The 18,804-nt window shown below is 39.9% G+C and carries 19 protein-coding genes and 1 pseudogene; 9 read left to right on the forward strand and 11 right to left on the reverse strand.

All coding sequences use genetic code 11. The annotated features are described in order from the left end of the window. Window positions 1–359, reverse strand: a 359-nt coding sequence (locus tag QT16_RS10615) for an IS110 family transposase (protein ID WP_039488369.1), incomplete at its 3' end; no start/stop codon positions are given. A 369-nt stretch (window positions 360–728) separates the two neighbouring features. On the opposite strand from QT16_RS10615, the gene QT16_RS10620 reads away from it, so the two are divergent. After that, complete coding sequence (locus QT16_RS10620; RefSeq protein WP_039488370.1) at window positions 729–1,961, forward strand: hypothetical protein; 1,233 nt, start codon at window positions 729–731, stop codon at window positions 1,959–1,961. Window positions 1,962–1,999: 38 nt separating this feature from the next. On the opposite strand, the pseudogene QT16_RS21140 reads toward QT16_RS10620, so the two are convergent. Then, window positions 2,000–2,241 (reverse strand): annotated as a pseudogene (locus QT16_RS21140) (IS110 family transposase); the annotation flags it as partial. A 221-nt stretch (window positions 2,242–2,462) separates the two neighbouring features. Here QT16_RS21140 and QT16_RS10625 point away from each other — a divergent pair. From QT16_RS10625 to QT16_RS10655, 7 genes are all read left to right on the forward strand, one after another. Further along, entirely contained in the window at window positions 2,463–3,188 is a 726-nt protein-coding gene (locus tag QT16_RS10625) for a hypothetical protein (protein WP_039488371.1), read from the forward strand. A gap of 120 nt (window positions 3,189–3,308) precedes the next feature. Beyond that, a complete protein-coding gene (locus tag QT16_RS10630; protein ID WP_010553581.1) occupies window positions 3,309–3,626 on the forward strand; it encodes a hypothetical protein in 318 nt (105 codons plus the stop codon). A gap of 251 nt (window positions 3,627–3,877) precedes the next feature. Further along, complete coding sequence (locus QT16_RS20440) at window positions 3,878–4,225, forward strand: hypothetical protein (RefSeq protein WP_052201215.1); 348 nt, start codon at window positions 3,878–3,880, stop codon at window positions 4,223–4,225. Window positions 4,226–4,663: 438 nt separating this feature from the next. Then, window positions 4,664–6,202, forward strand: coding sequence for an OpgD/OpgG family glucan biosynthesis protein (locus QT16_RS10640; protein ID WP_039488372.1), 1,539 nt, complete (start codon window positions 4,664–4,666; stop codon window positions 6,200–6,202). Between the two features lie 235 nt (window positions 6,203–6,437). Next, entirely contained in the window at window positions 6,438–6,800 is a 363-nt protein-coding gene (locus tag QT16_RS10645) for a 2OG-Fe(II) oxygenase (protein WP_039488373.1), read from the forward strand. Beyond that, window positions 6,794–7,042, forward strand: coding sequence for a DUF1272 domain-containing protein (locus tag QT16_RS10650; protein WP_033028490.1), 249 nt, complete (start codon window positions 6,794–6,796; stop codon window positions 7,040–7,042). The genes QT16_RS10645 and QT16_RS10650 overlap by 7 nt, the downstream gene beginning before the upstream one ends. A gap of 43 nt (window positions 7,043–7,085) precedes the next feature. After that, window positions 7,086–7,388 (forward strand): hypothetical protein, encoded by a 303-nt coding sequence (locus QT16_RS10655; protein ID WP_004334655.1) that lies wholly within the window; start codon window positions 7,086–7,088, stop codon window positions 7,386–7,388. A 127-nt stretch (window positions 7,389–7,515) separates the two neighbouring features. On the opposite strand, the gene QT16_RS10660 is transcribed toward QT16_RS10655, so the two are convergent. The 7 genes from QT16_RS10660 to QT16_RS10690 all read right to left on the reverse strand — a co-directional run bounded on the left by QT16_RS10660 (window position 7,516) and on the right by QT16_RS10690 (window position 15,208). Beyond that, entirely contained in the window at window positions 7,516–8,799 is a 1,284-nt protein-coding gene (locus QT16_RS10660; protein WP_039488374.1) for an allantoate amidohydrolase, read from the reverse strand. Window positions 8,800–8,813: 14 nt separating this feature from the next. Beyond that, complete coding sequence (locus QT16_RS10665) at window positions 8,814–10,043, reverse strand: pyridoxal-phosphate-dependent aminotransferase family protein (RefSeq protein ID WP_004334657.1); 1,230 nt, start codon at window positions 10,041–10,043, stop codon at window positions 8,814–8,816. Between the two features lie 3 nt (window positions 10,044–10,046). Beyond that, the gene (locus tag QT16_RS10670) at window positions 10,047–10,871 is read right to left on the reverse strand and encodes a sulfite exporter TauE/SafE family protein (RefSeq protein WP_007378545.1); all 825 of its coding nucleotides are present in this window, start codon (window positions 10,869–10,871) and stop codon (window positions 10,047–10,049) included. Next, window positions 10,859–12,460 (reverse strand): gamma-glutamyltransferase family protein, encoded by a 1,602-nt coding sequence (locus QT16_RS10675; protein WP_039488375.1) that lies wholly within the window; start codon window positions 12,458–12,460, stop codon window positions 10,859–10,861. The genes QT16_RS10670 and QT16_RS10675 overlap by 13 nt, the downstream gene beginning before the upstream one ends. Next, window positions 12,457–13,659, reverse strand: coding sequence for an amidase family protein (locus QT16_RS10680; protein WP_039488376.1), 1,203 nt, complete (start codon window positions 13,657–13,659; stop codon window positions 12,457–12,459). Before QT16_RS10680 ends, QT16_RS10675 begins: the two co-directional genes overlap by 4 nt. Before the next feature lie 409 nt (window positions 13,660–14,068). After that, on the reverse strand, window positions 14,069–14,551 hold the full coding sequence (locus QT16_RS10685) for a putative 4-hydroxy-4-methyl-2-oxoglutarate aldolase (RefSeq protein WP_039488377.1): 483 nt from the start codon (window positions 14,549–14,551) through the stop codon (window positions 14,069–14,071). Between the two features lie 3 nt (window positions 14,552–14,554). After that, the gene (locus tag QT16_RS10690) at window positions 14,555–15,208 is read right to left on the reverse strand and encodes a TetR/AcrR family transcriptional regulator (protein WP_039488378.1); all 654 of its coding nucleotides are present in this window, start codon (window positions 15,206–15,208) and stop codon (window positions 14,555–14,557) included. Between the two features lie 447 nt (window positions 15,209–15,655). On the opposite strand from QT16_RS10690, the gene yddG reads away from it, so the two are divergent. Continuing rightward, window positions 15,656–16,378 (forward strand): aromatic amino acid DMT transporter YddG, encoded by a 723-nt coding sequence (gene yddG / locus QT16_RS10695; RefSeq protein ID WP_039488379.1) that lies wholly within the window; start codon window positions 15,656–15,658, stop codon window positions 16,376–16,378. A 56-nt stretch (window positions 16,379–16,434) separates the two neighbouring features. Here yddG and QT16_RS10700 read toward each other — a convergent pair whose 3' ends face one another. Then, a complete protein-coding gene (locus QT16_RS10700; protein WP_039488380.1) occupies window positions 16,435–16,950 on the reverse strand; it encodes an ankyrin repeat domain-containing protein in 516 nt (171 codons plus the stop codon). Between the two features lie 99 nt (window positions 16,951–17,049). Beyond that, window positions 17,050–18,576, reverse strand: coding sequence for a catalase (locus QT16_RS10705; RefSeq protein ID WP_039488381.1), 1,527 nt, complete (start codon window positions 18,574–18,576; stop codon window positions 17,050–17,052). Between the last annotated feature and the right edge of the window lie 228 nt (window positions 18,577–18,804).

Genomic DNA, 18,804 nt, shown 5'->3' on the forward strand with positions numbered 1-18,804 from the left:
GAGAGTGGTGGCTTTATTGCTTCACCAAAATGAGCGATGAGTTGCGCATCAAGTTTATCTGTTTTTGCTTTTTGGCCAATAGCGCCTGCGAAACGTTTAATATTAACGGGATTAGCAACAACGAAAGGGATATTCGCTTGAGCACACGCCATAATAAAGGGGTGTTCAAGGCGCCCAGTTGCTTCAATAGTAACACGCGTTATTGGGTGCTTTTTTAGTGTTTTTATAGCGTGTTTAATGCCGCCGTCATTGTTTTCTACGGTGAAATATATATCTAACGGTCGGATGTAAATATCGAGTTGAGTTTTACCTGTATCGACACCGACGTTAATTTCATTTTGATTATTGAGTGTATTCATAATAAGCTGACTCTGCCTTGCGATTCGGGCTCGAGGCCCCGTTGACTATCCGAGTTTAATGCTTGGAGTTTATACAGCGTTCTTTCTTGTTATCGGTCTCTCAATAGAGGAGCCTTCAATCAATCGAACTACTGTATAAAAGGCTTTGGTTGCAGCCAAAGCTTGGGCCTCACATTACCCGAACTTGGTTAAAGTATTAATTAATTTATGGGTTTATTATCCATACAAGAAAATCAACAAGGACACGTAACAGTTGGCTACGCTTCGCTTCGCTACACAATTTTAGCCAACCATTACTTAGCCTGTTATTTAGGCGTTAGCTAACTTACCATACCGTTCAGCATTACATTTCAAATAAAAGGATTTAACTTGAAAAAAATAATACTATTCTGTCTACTTGCTTCTAATTCTGCTTTCTCTTCAGAGCGTGATCACGAAAAGTTTCTTTTAGAAGCAATAAAAATTGGAAATCAGGTTCAAGAAAAAACGAAAGGTAAAAGCTTAGTTGAGAAACTTCCAATCATTGAAAATTTTGCAAAAGAGTATACTGATAGCCCTGTTGCTTTAGATATTATAATGCAAGGCCTTGGTGTTAAATATTCGTTTGCTGGCTTACATAAAAAAGCGCTTGCTGCTAAAGATAGTACTGCTGAAAGTGAAACTTTAGCTCTTGAAGATTTAACAGACTACAAAGCAAAAAGCGCGGAAAGTGAAATATTAAAACGCTCGCAACTGCATCGGATTGTAATGTTCAATGAAGCTCACGATATTGCACAACATAGGGTGTTAACGTACCGTATGCTTTCAGGGCTATGGAAGCAAGGATATCGTTATTTTGCGGCTGAATCTTTAAATAGTTCAGCTTCATCACAACTTAATAAAGGATATGTTACTAACAATATTGGCTATTACACCCGTGAAAGTATCTATGCAAACTTAGTACTTAAAGCAAAAGAAATCGGTTTTGAAATAGTTTCTTATGATATGCATAAACCAAGTAAACTCAATACTACCGATGAACGGGAAACTAATTCTGCACTGACTTTAAAAGAAAAAGTATTTGATAAAGACCCTAATGCAAAAATCATCATCCATGTTGGTTATTCCCATATAAATGAAGAGGAATGGTTAGCGAGTAAACTTAAAAGTATTACCAACTTAGAAACACTTACTATTGACCAAACAACACGAATAGAACGAAGTAATACAGAATTTGAGCACCCAACATACACTAAAGCAGTTAATGAAGTGGGATTACAAGAACCATTTATCTTTGTAAAAGGTAATGAAACTTGGAGCTCTGATCCAAACAAATGGGATATATCTATTTTCTGGCCAAGAACAGGCTATTTAAATGGGCGTCCTAAATGGGCTTCTTTAAATAGAAAATCATATGAATTAGCCTCTATAGATTGTAATGATTTATACCCTTGCATGGTTGATGTCTTTAAGTTTAATCATACAGATGAAGTGCCCTTTGATAGAGTTATAATTTCGTCTAAAGAAGAGTTGAAATCAGTATTCTTGTCTAAAGGGAATAATATTGTTGTAACTAGTGATAGAAATGGAAAACAAATAAAAAAAATCACCATACAGAATTAAAGTTAGTTAACAACACGCCCTGAAGTGGGCAGCAAGCGCTAAAGCTCACTTTCCACCGCAAATTTTAATGGCGATGACCCCTTGCTTTTCAATGCCGTTAAATAAGTTGATTCATCATAGGGGGATGTGTTTTCCAGCACCTAAATAGTATTCTTATCCACTTGAATGCCAATGATCTGATGGTGGTATTATAGGGCTTTCCTTTGGCTCTTTGCTGCCAACTATCGTGGCCAAGTAGCGATGCTTTAGCCAAAAATAAATAACGTACAGATAATCTTGCTTATTCTAGAAAGAGTAAAAAAGGTACCCACACTAAATTTTTCAGCAATACCTTCCAAAACGTCAATTAAAACAACATCAAACACTTCTTTATATGCTGCGTAAAAGCACAGTAATCGATTGAACCAAAATAGGAACTCAGCTATGGTTTGTTTATCAATAAAAATAAATAAAAAAACGAGTTAATCTACAGGCTCGTTGGTACTAAAGGAGTATCTAGCATTGGATGATCTAATAACAAAAATCAAAAGTGTCCCTAACGAAATTTGGTGGAGAACACTTTCGTATATTATTTCCGCTTTTTTCCTTGTACCAAATATTACGATGATCATGTTTCTAATTTACATGGGAGAATATGACTTTTTCTCTTACGACTTCTTTACGGAGGGTGTATTTGGAATGAAATTGTTTTTCGTAACTACTGCTTTTTTCTTACTTATTAGTTCATTAGCAATATTTAGCCCTGTCTTATTGATTGTTGGAAAGGTTAAGAAAAAGAAAATCGATAAACAACTAATTGCCCTGAGTATTTTATTTACTTTAATTACTTGGTCGATCCTTATCTTAGAGTTTATTTCTGGTGCTGATACTGCTCGGATTTTCTTTGTATTAGGTATGTGTGCGGTTATTATTACTCATATTTCAGTGCTAATTTACTTCAAGGCTAAGGCACAATTTATCAGTTTAGGAGCTATTACTTTTTGTATAGTTTTTATGTCTTTTAATTGGTCTGCTCAATCCTCCAAAGTAATTTCAATTGGCTTACAGGCATTTGGCGTTGGTGGTGATTTATCAATAACAATAACTAATGCTCAATCTGGAGTTAAAACTAAAGGGAAACTAAAATTAATATCCCCAAAATTTATATACTTTACGCCTTCAACCGAAAAGGGCGTTGCTAGTTATTCTTTATCAAATGTAGGCTATTATGTTGTGGATAAAAAGTAGCTCTAACAAGTCGTAAAGCAGAACAAAAAAATCTGATTTTTACTGCTATGTCGCTTACTTTAGCAAATATATTTTGCCTATTTAAGGCAGCACTAGATATAAAAATATAAGGATGCATAATTGAATTATTTAAATTGGTTACAAAAGACATACCCAGAGCTAAATGAGATATCAAATGAAACTATTAACTCTCATATCGACAAAGCAAAGTCTGATACAGAGCTTTTTAGGGAATTCATTAAAGTACTAGGTAGCTTATTTTTTATTATCCCGTTCAACTTATACCTTTATATTTCGGGTATTCAGGCATCTAACAGCTCTTTATATTGGTTGTTGGTTGTGGCTTCAATTGCTGTTGGTGGTTTTATCGGGCTTTATTGCGAGCAAAAGGTAATTAAAAAACGTCTTAAAAAAATAATACAGTTAAAGGCGTTTTAAATGACTAATGATGAAGGGCAGTTAGGATGACCTTATTCTAACTGTTGCGGAAATTGTCAATTATAGAGTGGTAAACAACTTGGCTTTATTAAGCTTGATTCCTTTTAAAATAAAAAGCGGAATATTACGGTCAATAAAGGCATGAGTAAATTTATCTTAAGTTGATAGGAACTCAGCTATGTTTTGTTTATCAATAAAAAATAAAAAACGAGTTGTTCTACAGGCTCGTTAGTAGTTTAAGGAAATTCGACATGCAATTAATGGATTCGGTAATATTATTTTGTTTTATCATTAGTGCAATCTCTCTTTACTTTAGTTTTGGTTCAAAGTTTTACGATCCTGAAAAGGTTTTAATTGATATGGGCGATCAGGTGTTTATTTCGCACTTGCCCAAAGCTAGGTTACATAAAAAATATGGTAAAACTATTCCTAAATCTTTTGTTACCAAAATTCAATTAGCTGGAAATTATGTAACTTTATTCAATCACAGCGGTAATGCAATAGATATTTGGGCGCCTAAGGATAAATTAGCTAAACCCATATTTGAGCAAGCAAAAAGTATTTTTAAAAATGCAGAAGCGGTTGAATTAAACTGTTAATAAGCGGTTTAAGCAAAGCGACTACTAACTGTTTGCTTAGTTCTCTTTACTACACATTACGACAAGTTATCATCAGCCCCTTATGTAGGCATCGAGATTGTAGAATTTTTTTTTAAGAAAACAGCCTATTTTATTAGGGTTAATTGCTGGAGCTCGTTTTTAATTGAATTTGGCTATTGGAGTTATGCTTCAGTCTTGTTAAGCAACCAAGGATAGTTCAGTGTTAAAATGACCTACTAAGCATTTTATTACAGTATTGATTGCAAGTTCCCTTTCCACAATCCCCCCTAAAAAAATTAACTAAGGATCAAATAACAATACTTTAGTAAACGCTAGTTCATATTACGTCACGTAATATCCATACAGAACTTTAAGTTAAACATACGTTCGTGCAGCGTTCCCATTTTTATTTGACTCAATTTATTGGATATTCTTTTTATGAAATTAAAGTTATTTATCGCAATTATTTTTAGCACTTCGATGTCGTCTTACGCGACAGAAGCAGTAGATAAAACGGAGTTTTCATTCGAAGACTTAAAAGCCCTAGCAAAAGCCTCAGCCGAAAAGCCCTATACGCCAACTAAGGTGCCAGCGCCGGAGTTAATCGATAAAATTACGTATGACGAACATTGGAAAATACGCTTTAAAGAAGATGAAACCTTATACCCAAGTGGAAAAAAGGCACCTGTACAATTATTTTATCCTGGGCGATATTTTCCTGAGCCAGTAAGTATTTACATCAGAGACGATAAAAATCAGGTACAAAATGTACCTTTTAGTAATGATGTTTTTGATATGCCTGATGACAGCCCAGCTCACGATCTCCCAGAAGGGTTTGGATTTGCAGGCTTTAGAATAATGCGCCCAGATATGAAACCAGATTGGATATCTTTTTTAGGTGCGTCTTATTTTCGTACCGACGGGCCAGAGGGGCAATATGGACTGTCAGCCCGAGGTATCGCGATTAATACGGGCATGAATCAGCCAGAAGAATTTCCGCGCTTTTCTGCATTTTGGATTGGCCCCGCAGAGAAAAAAGGTGAAAGTGTGTCTGTTTGGGCATTGCTTGAAGGGCCTTCTATCACTGGTGCTTATCGATTTGGTTTAAGTAAAGATAACAAAGAAGCCAAAGGCCATATTACCTCAGTGAGCGCTAATTTGTATATGCGCGCCGATGTTGAACGCTTAGGCGTGGCACCGTTAACCAGTATGTATTGGTACTCACAAAAAGATAAAACAGAAGCTAAAGATTGGCGCCCAGAAATTCACGACAGCGATGGCCTGGCGATCCACACAGGAACGGGTCAATACGTTTGGCGCCCATTAAATAATCCTCAGTCGGTGTCGACCAATAGCTTTATTGATGAGAACCCAAAAGGGTTTGGTTTAATCCAAAGAGATCGTGACTTTAATAACTACCAAGACGATGGCGTATTTTACAATAAGCGTTCATCAGCGTGGATTAAACCTACTGACGATTGGGGAAAAGGCGCAGTACAGTTAATCGAAATTCCTACAAAAGATGAAACGTTCGACAATATTGTTGCCTATTGGGTGCCCGAAAAAGAGGCGCGCAAAGGTGATGAGTTTACCTTTTCTTATGATATTGAATGGCGTCCACTCGATCCAAAATCAAAAACGCTTGCAAGCGTTGTAAATACTCGCCAAGGCTTAGGCGGAATTCCCGGCCAGCCAATTCCTGAAGGCGTTAACAAAATGGTGATTGATTTTGAAGGTCCAGTATTTAAAGGCTTAGATAACAAAAGTGGTATAAAGCCGATTGTTGAAGCCAGCAACGGTGAAATACTAGAACCTATTGGAGTTTATCCGGTAGTTGGTACAAACCAATGGCGATTAGCGTTTGACTACAAACAAGCTAACAACAATCCGGTGAACATACGCGCGTATTTAGTTGATAAAAATGATGAAGCTATAACTGAAACATGGGTAAGTGATGCAAAGGTAACGATTAAATAAGACCTTAAATAAGCATTAAAGTAAAACGGGTGGCTATATTTTGATTTTCTGTCAATTATAGCCATCATAATGTCTTTTAAAACGCCAATCAAAACACCATTAAAACTCCCTTTTATATCCCACGTAATATACAGTAATCGATTGAATCAAAATATGAACTCGGCTATGGTTTGTTTATCAATAAAAATAAAAAAACGAGTTAACCTGCAGCTTGTTAGCTGTTTCGAGGGATTGTATGTTTTTTTTGAGTGAATTATTTTGTTGGGAGCGAGGCCGACAAAAATCAGGCTACGATAAAATGTTGATTTGTGGTGCTACGTGGCCAATTAAATTTGATACATATTTGCTTAAATTCCCACAAGGAAGTGAAATAGCACCACACACAGACAAAGTTGAATCTGGTAAACACTATCGATTGAATATAGTGCTTAAAAAAGCAAATTTAGGTGGTGAGTTTATTTGCAGTGATCCGATATTTGAAACAAAGCGAGTTAAGCTATTCCGCCCTGATGTAAGTGAGCATCAGGTATCAAAAGTTATAAAAGGTAATAGATATTTACTCAGCATTGGGTGGATAAAAGGGGGCTCTAAATGCTAGATTTAAGACCTAATTGTGAATGTTGTGATAAGAATCTACCTGCACAGTCCACAGAGGCTTTTATTTGTTCATTTGAATGCACATTTTGTTCTGGCTGTGCTCAAACGGTATTAAATAACGTGTGCCCAAACTGCTCAGGTAATTTGGTTCAGCGGCCAATTCGCCCTTTGGCTGCACTAAAAGATTACCCAGCATCGACTAAGCGGGTATTAAAAGAAAGTGGTTGTGCGCCAAACACATAAGAACACAAAGTATAATAATTACATTTCTGGGTATGGAGATCTGATGAGAAAATCCTTTGAATTTACTATTAAGTCAATCAAAGTTAAAATAATTAACACTTGGTTTAGTGGTGCTAAATTATATGTGAATGGTGACTTACGAGATACTGACAAAACTTTGTTAGCTATTAGGAATAATACTTTACTATCTGCAAATTTAGGTGAGTTGGGTGTTCTAGAAATCAAGCCATTATCGGGTTTAATTACCGTCGAAATGGATGCATATTTGGTTAATGGTACAAACATTCAACATGTATATAGCTCACATAAACGCCTTAGCCTAAAAGAGCAAAGGGCAGCCCGATAAAGCTACTTTAAATAACGTATATTCCTGCATTTACCTGCCTTCAGTAATAACCTCCAAATGACTTTGAGGAGGTTTAAGCCCCTAAGCATACCAAGTTAATATACTTGGTTTACTCGATTACCTTAAATCACTCACACTCTTTCACATAAAGTAAAAGCGCGCTGTACATTACACTGAGTGCCTTTGTTACATCGCTGTCGATAACCGCTTCTGCTGGGTGATGGCTTATACCGCCAGGGCTTCGTATAAACAACATGCCAACGGGGCAAATTGGAGCGATTGCCATTGCATCGTGCCCTGCGCCTGAGGCAAGTGAAGGCGATGCTTGGTTATTGAGTTTACATGCGCTTGAAAACAAATGCTGAATAGTGGTGTCGCACGCTACGGCATCGGCGGCATGCGTCCATTGCCAATCAAGCGTTAAATTGCGTTTGCTTGCTATAGATTGTGCGCTGCTTTGTATGGCGCTTAGTAAGTTAGCGAGATCGGTGTCGCTTTGTGCGCGTGCGTCTAGGCTAATGGTCGTTTTACCTGCAATCACGTTTGTAGCCCCAGGGCGAGACTGTATTTGCCCTACGGTGGCAACTTCGCCATTTTTAGCATTACTTGCTAGTTTTTCAATTTCGGTTACTAATTCAGCGCAGCCTGCTAGTGAATCCTGCCTCAAGTTCATTGGGGTTGTACCCGCATGACCGCTTTGGCCTGTTAGGGTAAGCATGGCGCGTTTTGCCCCTGCAATAGCCGTTACAACCCCTAACGCCTGATTAACCGATTCGAGTACAGGACCTTGTTCAATATGAGTTTCCCAGTAACCTAGTAATTCGTTTTTGTTTAGTGCGGCCTTTGCGTAGTCGTTAGGGTTTAGGCCAAAGTCGAGCATGGCTTGGCGCATAGTTATGCCGTTTGTGTCTTCAATGTTTAGCCACTGTGGGTCAAATTCGTTAGCGAGGGCTTTTGAGCCAATTAAAGTGGTGGCAAAGCGGGTGCCTTCTTCATCGCAAAAGCCCACTATATCTAAATGAAAGGGCAGGTCGAGCTTTAACTTATGTGCAAGCGCTGCAATTTCTATCCCTAGTAGTACACCTAAAATACCATCAAACGCACCTGCGTTTGGTACGGTGTCTAGGTGCGATCCTATAATTAAACGTTTAGCATGTGGGTTTGATGATTTTAGTCGCCCCCAAAGGTTGCCCACTTCGTCTTGCCACGATTGCATGCCTGCCTCAACCATCCAAGATGCAGTAACAGCGTTACACTCTTTGTGCTCTTTTGATAAGTACACGCGGTGAATACCGCCTTGCATTTGCGATAGTGCGCTGAGGGTTTTACAGCGAGATAAAGCGCGTGTTGCGTATTCATCAGCAAGTTCTTTATCTAATAAAGGGCAGTGTTGTGGGCTTACAATCGTCATGCTAAATCCTTTTTTTATTTATAATGGGCAAGGGCGGCAATAGCGGCTTCGCCTTTAGGGCCTTTATAACCGTTGGCATGCAAGCAAGCGTCTAAGCTTGCCAATGTTTGTAATACAGCATCTTTACGGGCGTTGTAACCCATGGTGCCAATACGCCAAATTTTGCCATGCAGTGGTCCAAATGAGGTGCCAATTTCTATTCCAAAATCGGTTAGCATTTGTCCGCGTACGTGATCGGCATTAATGCCCTCGGGTATATACACACCCAGTACGTTGTTCATTTTATGTGTTAAATCACCAAATACATTTAAGCCGAGCGCTTGAATACCCGTTAGCATGGCATCGCCATGTAATTTGTGGCGCGCTACGCAGTTATCCACGCCTTCTTCAATAACAATGCGAGCACATTCTGAGGCGCAATACAGCATGCTGGTGGCTTCGGTGTGGTGGTTGAGGCGCTCCTCTCCCCAGTAATTCATGATCATGCCTAAATCAAAGTAGTTTGAGCGTACAAATGGCTCGGTGCCGTCGGTATGGTCGGCCGTGCGAATACCTGCTTCTACCTTTTTACGTTTTTGGATCCACTCGGCGCATTTGTCGCTAAGCGTTAATGGCGCAGACCCAGAAGGACCGCCTAAACATTTTTGCAGGCCAACAGAAAGTGCATCGAGTTTCCATTCATCGGCAGGAAGTTCGTTACCCACAATAGAGGCGGTGGCATCGCAGTAAAATAGTACATCGTGCTTTTGGCAAATATCGCCAATATGCTCAAGAGGTTGGTTCATGGTGGTGGATGTATCGCCTTGTACCATAGCAAGTACATGGGGTTTTACATCAACAATGGCTTTTTCGATTTGCTCTGGCGTAAACACTTCGCCCCACGGTACTTCTATTGTGTGCACCTTTGCGCCAACGCGTTCTGCTATTTCAGCAAGTAGGTGGCCAAAGCGCCCCATAATTGGCACAAGTACTTTATCGCCTGGGCGTAAAATTGAGCATAATACGGCTTCAATCCCTGCGCGCGATGTGCCATCTATTAGCATGGTCCATTCGTTTTTAGTTTTAAAAATTTCGCGGTAACGTGCCATGGTTTCGTTCATAAAACCGGTCATTACTGGGTCGTATTGGCCTATAAGCTGCGCCGACATAGCACGTAAAACACGAGGGTCGGCATTAATTGGGCCTGGTCCCATTAATAAACGCTGTGGTGGGTTTAAGGTTTGAACTTGCGTGTTATTAAACATATTTTAGGCTCCCAGAGTCTGAATAAGCATGCGTATGCCGGTTATCATTAATACAACGGCAAAGGCGCGTTTTAGTTGTTTTTGATCCAGCTTGCTACCGATTTTTACGCCAATAGGCGCAAATAAAATAGTTAGCGGAATAATAAGAAAAAAGGCAGGGAGGTTAACCAACCCCCACGTACCTAGGGGAGCATCGGTTGGCGTTGTGCCAATACTTAATAAGGTAATAACGCCAGGTAGCGCAATCAATAAACCAAAAACGGCCGCAGTACCTACTGCAACATGAGCACGTACATTAAATGCGTTTAGCATAGGTACGCCAATAGTGCCGCCGCCTATGCCAATCATTACCGACAAACCACCTACAATACTTGCCATAACGCCTTGACCAAATTTACCTGGTAGTTGTTTTACAAGCGCGGGTGCGCCGGCTCTAAATAGCATGTTTAAACTGACTAAAATAGCAATACAGGCAAACATAAGTACCAGTGCATTACCGCGTATTGAGTGCGCTAAGTAGCTGCCTACAACGGCCATAACTAAAATAAATGGTGCCCAGTATTTTATTAGCGCAAGGTCAATATTCCCTTTGCTATGATGCGAGCGAATAGATGAAAGCGAAGTAGGTACTATGGTTGCAAGTGATGTAGCGGTGGCTATCATCATTGCCGATTCTGGGCTTACGCCAAAACCTTGCAGTAAAAAATACAGTACAGGGACGATAACAATACCGCCGCCTACACCAAAAAGTCCTGCTAAAATACCTGCAAAAATACCGGTTGCTATTAAGGCTACTATAATTGGCCATTGATTTATTATTTCTGACATTGTGTTCCTGCTGTAGTTACTGTTGCACGTCCATCTGAACGAGGATCTGTTGCAGCTTCAAGGCTTGTAGGTGTATCTAAAATAGCCCCAGCGTGCCCCATCATTTCGTTATTATTATCAACGCTTACCCAATCGTGGTCACGTTGATTTAATTCATGTTCTATATGAAAAACTAACTCTTTTTCAATTTTTAAATTTGTACTCGTATCGCCCCATGTGCGTCCAAGTAACCAACGAGGGTCGCTAATTGCTTGTTTTATAGATTTATTTCGCCACGCGTAGCCTGCAAAAACAGCGGCTTGAGTTTGTGGCTGCCCTTCACCGCCCATTGTTCCGTAAGCAAGTCGACGACCATCGCTAAACTTTGCCAGTGCTGGGTTAAGTGTATGAGCGGGCTTTTTATTTGGCGCAAGGGCATTATTATTGTTACTCGCAGCAATATCTTGATTGTTTAAACTAAAGCTTAAACCACGGTTATTCCACACAAAGCCGCCTTCACTCATTAATATTCCGCTGCCAAATTCCCAGTAAATACTTTGAATAAAGCTGACTAATTGCCCGTTTTTATCTCTGGCTGCCATCCACACAGTATCGCCAGGCTCTGCGTTAAATGGCCATTTTTTGGCTTTACTCATATCAATATTGTTAGCAAGTTCGCCTAAGCGATTATCGGTTAGTGCGTTTTTATAATCGTCTCCTAATGCTTCAGGGTCAGCCCAAAGGGTAGGGCGATGGGTAAAGCTTTGTTTAGTTGCCTCAACAATTAAATGTGTCCAGTCGGCATCGGTTTTAGCTAAATGCTTTAACTTATTTACGGCACCAATTATTTGTAGTGAATGCACGCCCTGTGTTGGCGCGGGTAAGTTGTAGCAATCAATACCACTGAGGTTTGCATTTAGCGCAGTAACTACCTCGGCTTTAGTATTTGCAATGTCACCTGCGGTGATTGAGCTGCCTGCTTTTGCTAAGTCGGCGGCAAATGAGTTGGCAAGTGCGCCTTCATAAAATGCGTTTAAACCATGCTTTGCTAGGTATTCAAACGTTGCTGCAAGTTTAGGATTTTTAAAATGCTGGCCTGCTTGTAAGGGCTTGCCATTGGGTATGTAGAGGTTTTTAAACGCGTCATTGGTATTGTTAGCAGCGGCTAGCTTTTCGCAGCCTGCTTGCAGGCTTTTTGTAACGGTAAAGCCCTCGCGCGCAAGTTCAATAGCGGGTGCTAAAATTTGTGACAGTGGTAGTGCCGCATGCTCATCTAGTTCAAGCGCTTTTTGCCAGCCGCGTATTGTGCCCGCTTGAGTAAGTGCGCTTAATCCGCCGCGCTCTGGTATTTGCGTGAGCGTGTTATAGGGCGTTGTATTAGTTGCTGCGCGGCCGCAGGCGTCAATAGCAGTGGGCGTTTTTTGATTTGGGTTATCGATAAGCCAAAAGCTGTCGCCACCAATTGAGTTCATATGTGGGTATACAACGCTAATAGCAGCGGCAGCCGCTACCATAGCCTCGGTAGCTGTACCGCCTTGTTTTAGTATATTTATACCCGCCTCAGTGGCCGAAAAATGAGACGTGGTAAATGCAATGTTGTGTGTGGTCATGCCAGTGTGTCCTGTTTAAAGTGTGCAGCTAGGTGCTTAACGCAAGCAAGTAGGCTTTTATCGTTACCGTGGCTCATCATTAATGAAAAACCATACGGATGATCATTTGCTAAATCAGCCAGCGGTAAATGCACTTGCGCTGAGCCACTAAGCCCTGCAATTGCCGAAAGCGTAATAATTTGCATGCGTAAGGCGCTTGTGTCGGCGCCTAATTTAGGTGCGGTTGTAGGTGTGGTTGGCAAAAATAAACAGCTGTTTGTATTTAGGTTTTTAGCTATTAGTGTTTGCCATTGGGTTTGTACTTTTAGTGCTTCTTGTTCTTCTTGATCAGTTAGGGCAAGCGCCATATTAAAACGTGCCGCAATTGCTGGAGCAAACTGGGGAAGTTGCCCCTGCAATTGAAGCCAATCTTTATGCGTTTTTGCGATTGCTCGCCCTTGCAGTACTCTAAAACTATCAGCAAGTTCATTTAATAAGCTGCTGTTAGGTAGTTCAAATTCTTTATGGTGCTTAAAATTAGGCTTGGTTTTTTCAAGCAATTGTTTAAGTGGGGCTTGTAAAGCAGGATCAACGAGTTCAAATAACGGCTCGCAAATAACTAAGGTATCAACGTTATTAATAGCTTGATTTGGTAGCAGTACATTACCTACATCGCTTAATAGCTCGGCGCTTTGGGTAAGCCAACCTATGGTATCAAAAGGGGGAGCCAACGGTATTAGGCCGTCTTTTTCAATAACGTTATGGCTTGGCCTTATGCCATATAAACCACAATAGCTGGCGGGTATTCTAATTGAGCCGCCGGTGTCGGTGCCTAAGCCAATATCAGCTAAGTTTGCAGCAACTGCAGCAGCAGACCCCATACTCGAACCACCGCAAGCATGCCCTTTTAATTTAGGATTTTGCGCAGCGCCATAATGTATATTATTACCCTCTAAGCTATAAGCTAGCTCGTCAGTATGGGTAAAGCCTATAAAGTTACAACCAGCGGTCATGAGCTTGTTAACCGAGCTTGCCGTATTTTGAGCCGGTTTAGCTGTTTTAAACCAGTGTGGGTTGCCTGCGCTGTTACGCTCGCCCTTTACTGCAAATACATCTTTTACAGCTAAGCGATTGTTTGCAAGCACTCCAGAGTGGTTTGTTTGCCACAGGGTAGGACCGTGATTGCAAAATATACCTTTGTTGTTTTTTTTATCACTCATTTGCAGCTCATTATCATAAAACTGACCAAGTACTTACTTATTAAGTTAAGAGTGATTAAAAAGCGGGCTGGTTATTATTATTATGAATACCAATTTTTTTAAAAACATGATCATTTTATCGGATTAAATAGCGCACTCACTGCGTCATTTTCTTCGCGTTATAATAGATCACTAATTTAATGTAATTGGTATAACTCCGCTTTTTAATCGGTAGTTTTGATTTTATAGTGCTTAGACTAAGCAAGAGGAATGCCATAAATTAAAATCCTGTCCAACTGGTCAGGTTTTGTTGGGTTATATGAGATTTGTAAATGTGGGCTATAGAAATAGTGAGATTAAAATGAGCTAAAACAAACCAATTTGGTGCGCAGATGCACCAAGTTGGTCTTTATTTATATGGTTTTGAGTGCTAAATAAGGGGCGTTTTACTGATGATTAAACCGTTAATATCGGCGTAAACCCAATCGTTAGGTTCTATGGTGGTGCTAAGCATGGTAATAGCTTGGTTTTTATCACCAAAGCCGCGCTTTAAGGTACTACGTGGTGTAGAGCCTAGCGCCATTACAGGTAAGTTCATCGTGGCAAGTATTTCTATATCTCGGCAACAGCCATTTATTATTACGCCTTCCCAGCCATTACTTAAGGCACGCTCAGCCATAATATCGCCTATAAACGCAAAGCGTTTGCTCGCAAACCCGTTTATAACCAATACTTTACCTTCACCATTTTCATGCAATATATCGGCGGCAAAAGAGTTGTCTTCTGGGCAGGTAACGGTAACTACTTTGCCATAAAACGTGGTTTTTTTACCAAAGTGATAAAGGCCGCTGTCTGCTACTTGCACGTTATCGCGATGATCGTCAAATAAATCGGGTGTAGTAAAGGATGTCATGGGTTAAGTCTCACTTTGCTCAGGTATTTTAAGACCAATACCTTTTAAAATTATGTGGGCAATTGATTGCGTAATTTGTGCCACATCGGTTTCGTCGTACTCTAATTTGTTCATTACGAGTAAAACCTCAGCCTGAAAGTCGGCGTAATATTGTGTGGTAGACCAAATAGTAAAGAGCAAATGGTAGGGGTCAATCTTATCCATTTTATCTGCGTCCATCCATGCTTGAAGTACATCAACCTTTTGTTTAACCCAAGGGCGGGTATTGGTTCTAAAGTAGTTTTGTAAATAGGGTGCACCGCGCAGTATTTCACTGGCAAATAAGCGAGATTGCATTGGCTGATTTACGGCCAGTATTACTTTGCTTTTAATATAGTTATAAAGCACGGTAGCTGGATCGTCGTTAATTGTGACGTTATCGAGCCCTAAGTTCCAATTAGCTATTATGCGGTCAATCACAGACTCGTACAGACCATCTTTACTTTTAAAGTAATACAAAATATTAGCTTTTGGCACCTGCGCTTCTTTAGCAACCATGCTCATACTTGCTCCGTCGTAACCTAATTGCGAAAACAATTGCTCGGCGGCATCTAAAATTAGTTTTTGGTTTTTCTCGCGTGTCACTTCTTTTTTATTTGGTTTTATTTGTGTGGTCATTATTGAGTTTGCGTGTTTAACGTATTGATTGATTGTAGCTTTACTGACCAAAAGGTCAATTACTAAAGAGGGTGAATGTTAAAAACAGGCGAGAGGTTTAAGCTATTAACTTTAGGGTCTGTTGATCTTTGCGGATTAAAATTTGTTCAAACTAGGGGCTATTTAATCGCGGCGCGAGATTTGTAACCTAGTGGGCTAAGTAAAAACCGAGCAACAAAGAGTAAGTAGCTCCTAGGAAGAACCCTTTGGGCAGCGCCTGTTTGGCATTAATGCTACGTTATCGCCCATTAATGGGGAATAACCACACTATATAGGCTCTGCCTTGCCTAAATACCAAACAGACTGCTGCAAATTTAACCTTGAAAGATCAACAGACCCTTATTGTTTAATTAAATAATTACTGTTAGTTTAGTTTCAAATTTACGAGTAGTACTTTTGGATTGGCAAATGGATTTTATAAGCAAAAATAAATACACGCTTTATGGAGTCGCGGCCATATTACTGTGGAGTTGCTTAGTTGCATTACTACGGGATATTTCTGAGTTGTTTAGCCCCATTGGTGGTGCGGCGGCTATGTATTCTGCCAGTGCGATATTTTTAATTTTGGTTATGGGAGTGCCCAAGTTTAGTGGGTTTTCAAAACGTTACTTGGTAATAGGTACTTTATTATTTGTATCGTACGAAATTTGTTTGGCGCTTTCTATTGGTATGGCAAATAGCCGTCATCAGGCAATGGAAATGGCGGTTATTAATTATTTATGGCCCACGCTGACTATACTGCTCTCTATTATTATTGGCCGTAAAAAAGTAAATTTCTGGGTTTACCCAAGCATGATCATTGCTTTTTTAGGCGTTGCTTGGTGTATTACGGGCGATCAAAAAATGTCACTCGATACGCTTGTTACTAACTTTGCTGATAATCCTGCTACTTACTTAATGGCATTAGCTGCAGCGTTTATATGGGCTATTTATTGCGTAGTAACGCAAAAGCTGAGTAATGGTAAAAATGCCATTACGTTATTTTCTACTATTATTTCGGCGTTGTATTTATCTATTACGCTGAGTGTTTCGTTTTGGCAGGGGGTTGTGCTGGTAACAGTGGGCTCGCTAATTTGCTACTTTGTAACGCGAGAAAAGCCTAAACAACCTCAAATAGCGTCTGCAACATAAGACTAATTTTATTAAAAATAAGCCCTATTATTTTAGGGCTTTTTGTTGCGTGCAGATTATTTTGCATTATTTACCTGCGCTAGTAACTCTATAACTTTTTGTTGACCAAATGTTTGTGCAAATTGCTCGGCTGTTTGACCTGCTTTGTTTTGATGCGCGTTATCGCAATCAAGTGATACGAGTGTTTTAGCTATACTAAATTCACCTCTAAAAATAGCGGCCATTAGCGCTGTGTTGCCACGGTTATCTTCTAAACAGGCATTAGCGCCTAAGTGTAAAAGTGTGTTAACCGTGTTTTTATTGCCATGGTAAGTAGCAATCATTAACGCGGTGTAGCCTTTATTGTTGTAGCTGTCGATAGGAATACCGGCATCTACAAATTGCTCTATTACAGCTGTGTCGTTTGTGCGTGCTGCGGCAAAGTAATAAGCAAATAAGCTATCGTATTGAGTTTTTGCAGAATGTTGGGTTTCAGATTGCGTACTGGGTGTTTGTGTATCTGATGTATTTTGAGCGTAAACGCTACTGGTAAAGCTCAGTAGTAGAGCGACTATAATTAATAAATTACGCATAACAATTGTCTCTTATAAAAGAGGAAGGGGTTTATTCCTTCCTCATGGTTGTGGTTTAAATAGCTATTTAGTTGGGACTAATTGCTTTTAACTAGTTGCTTATAAGTTAGCGGCTAGTTGTTTAACCATTTTAAGGTCGCCGTTTACAGCTTTAGTTAAGCGTGTACCGTACTCACTATCAGCTTTGTAAAAGTGACTAAGCATTTTGTGTTTAACACTGCTGTTTTGCACTTTGCCTAAATCGCCTGCTAGGTTATTAATTAGGTTTGTACGTTCTTGCTTGCTAAAACCACGGTATATAACACCTGCTTGCGCGAAGTTTTGCTGCTTTTTAATCGCGGCTTGTTGTACAAAGCCTTTTAGCTCTGTGTTACTTCTACGTGCAATTGGGTTTTCAGCTACGTTTTCTTGGCTTGGCTGGTAGTTCACATTGCTTGTAGTGTTACCAATATTCATTGCGCCGTCTTGGTTGTAGTTAACCACTTCAACTTTTGCACGGTTAATTGGCAGTTGCTGGTGGTTAGCACCTAGGCGGTACATTTGTGTATCAGCGTAAGAAAACATACGACCTTGTAATAGTCTGTCTTCTGATGGCTCAATACCTGGAATAATGTTTGCCGGTGCCATTGCTACTTGTTCTGTAGACTGGAAGAAGTTAGTTGGCATACGGTTTAGGGTCATTGTTCCTACTTTAGTTTCTTTAATGTCTAACCACATTTTTGTTGCATCTAATGGGTTGTAATCAAAGTCATCAAGCTGCGACGGATCAAGCGTTTTAATGTATAGATCCCACTTAGGGAAGTTGCCTTTACCAATTTCGCTGTAAAGGTCGCGTGTTAAGTGTTGGAAGTCTTGGCTTTGCACTTTAGCTACTTCTTTTGCGTCAAGGTTATCAATACCTTGTTGGCTTACCCAATGAAACTTAACGTATTTAACATCGCCCGATTTGTTAATCATTTTGTATGCATGTACACCCCAACCGTCCATTTTACGAAGACTTGCTGGTGTACCGTAGTCGCTGTAAACCCACGTTAGCATTTGTGTAGAACCTGGTTCGTGCGAGAAAAAATCGAATACGCGGTTAGGATCTTGAATGTTATCAACCGGTGATGGCTTTAACGAGTGAACCATGTCTGGAAATTTAATCGCATCGCGAATAAAGAACACCGGTAAGTTGTTACCTACTAAATCCCAGTTACCTTGGTCTGTGTAAAACTTAGTTGCAAAGCCACGTGGGTCACGCAGTGTTTCTGGGCTGCCTTTTGAGTGAATTACTGATGAAAAACGAACAAATACATCTGTTTCTTTACCAGCTTGTGCAAACGGTGCTGCAATTGTTAAATCGTCTAGCTCTTTTGATGCTACAAACACACCGTGTGCGCCGGTACCACGAGCATGCACAACACGCTCAGGAATACGCTCACGTGCAAAGCGTTGCAGTTTTTGAATTAGTTGCACGTCTTCTAGTAATACACTGCCACGTTCGCCAGCAGTAATTGAATTTTGGTTGTCGCCAACAGCTGCGCCGTTATCTTTAGTAAGAGTTGTTGCTGCGCTTGCCGGTAATGCCATCGCAAGTGCCAGTGCAGTTAGTGTTAATTTTGTTTTGTTTATTTGAGTATTCATTGTCGACCTCATCTATTTAAAAGTGCCGGCAGTGGTGCAGGCTGTTAATCTGTTAACGATAATATTAATTTTATTAACTTCGGTAAAACTGATTAATTAGATTGATGTGATTTGTAAAACAGATGAAATGAATTTGCAGATACACTTTTTACATTAATGTAATTTTTTTACTACGACCTTAGTCGCAATATGCTTTTATAAAATTTATTAAATACAAAGGTTTTTAGT

The sequence above is a fragment of the Pseudoalteromonas distincta genome (genome assembly GCF_000814675.1).
GTDB lineage: Bacteria > Pseudomonadota > Gammaproteobacteria > Enterobacterales > Alteromonadaceae > Pseudoalteromonas > Pseudoalteromonas distincta.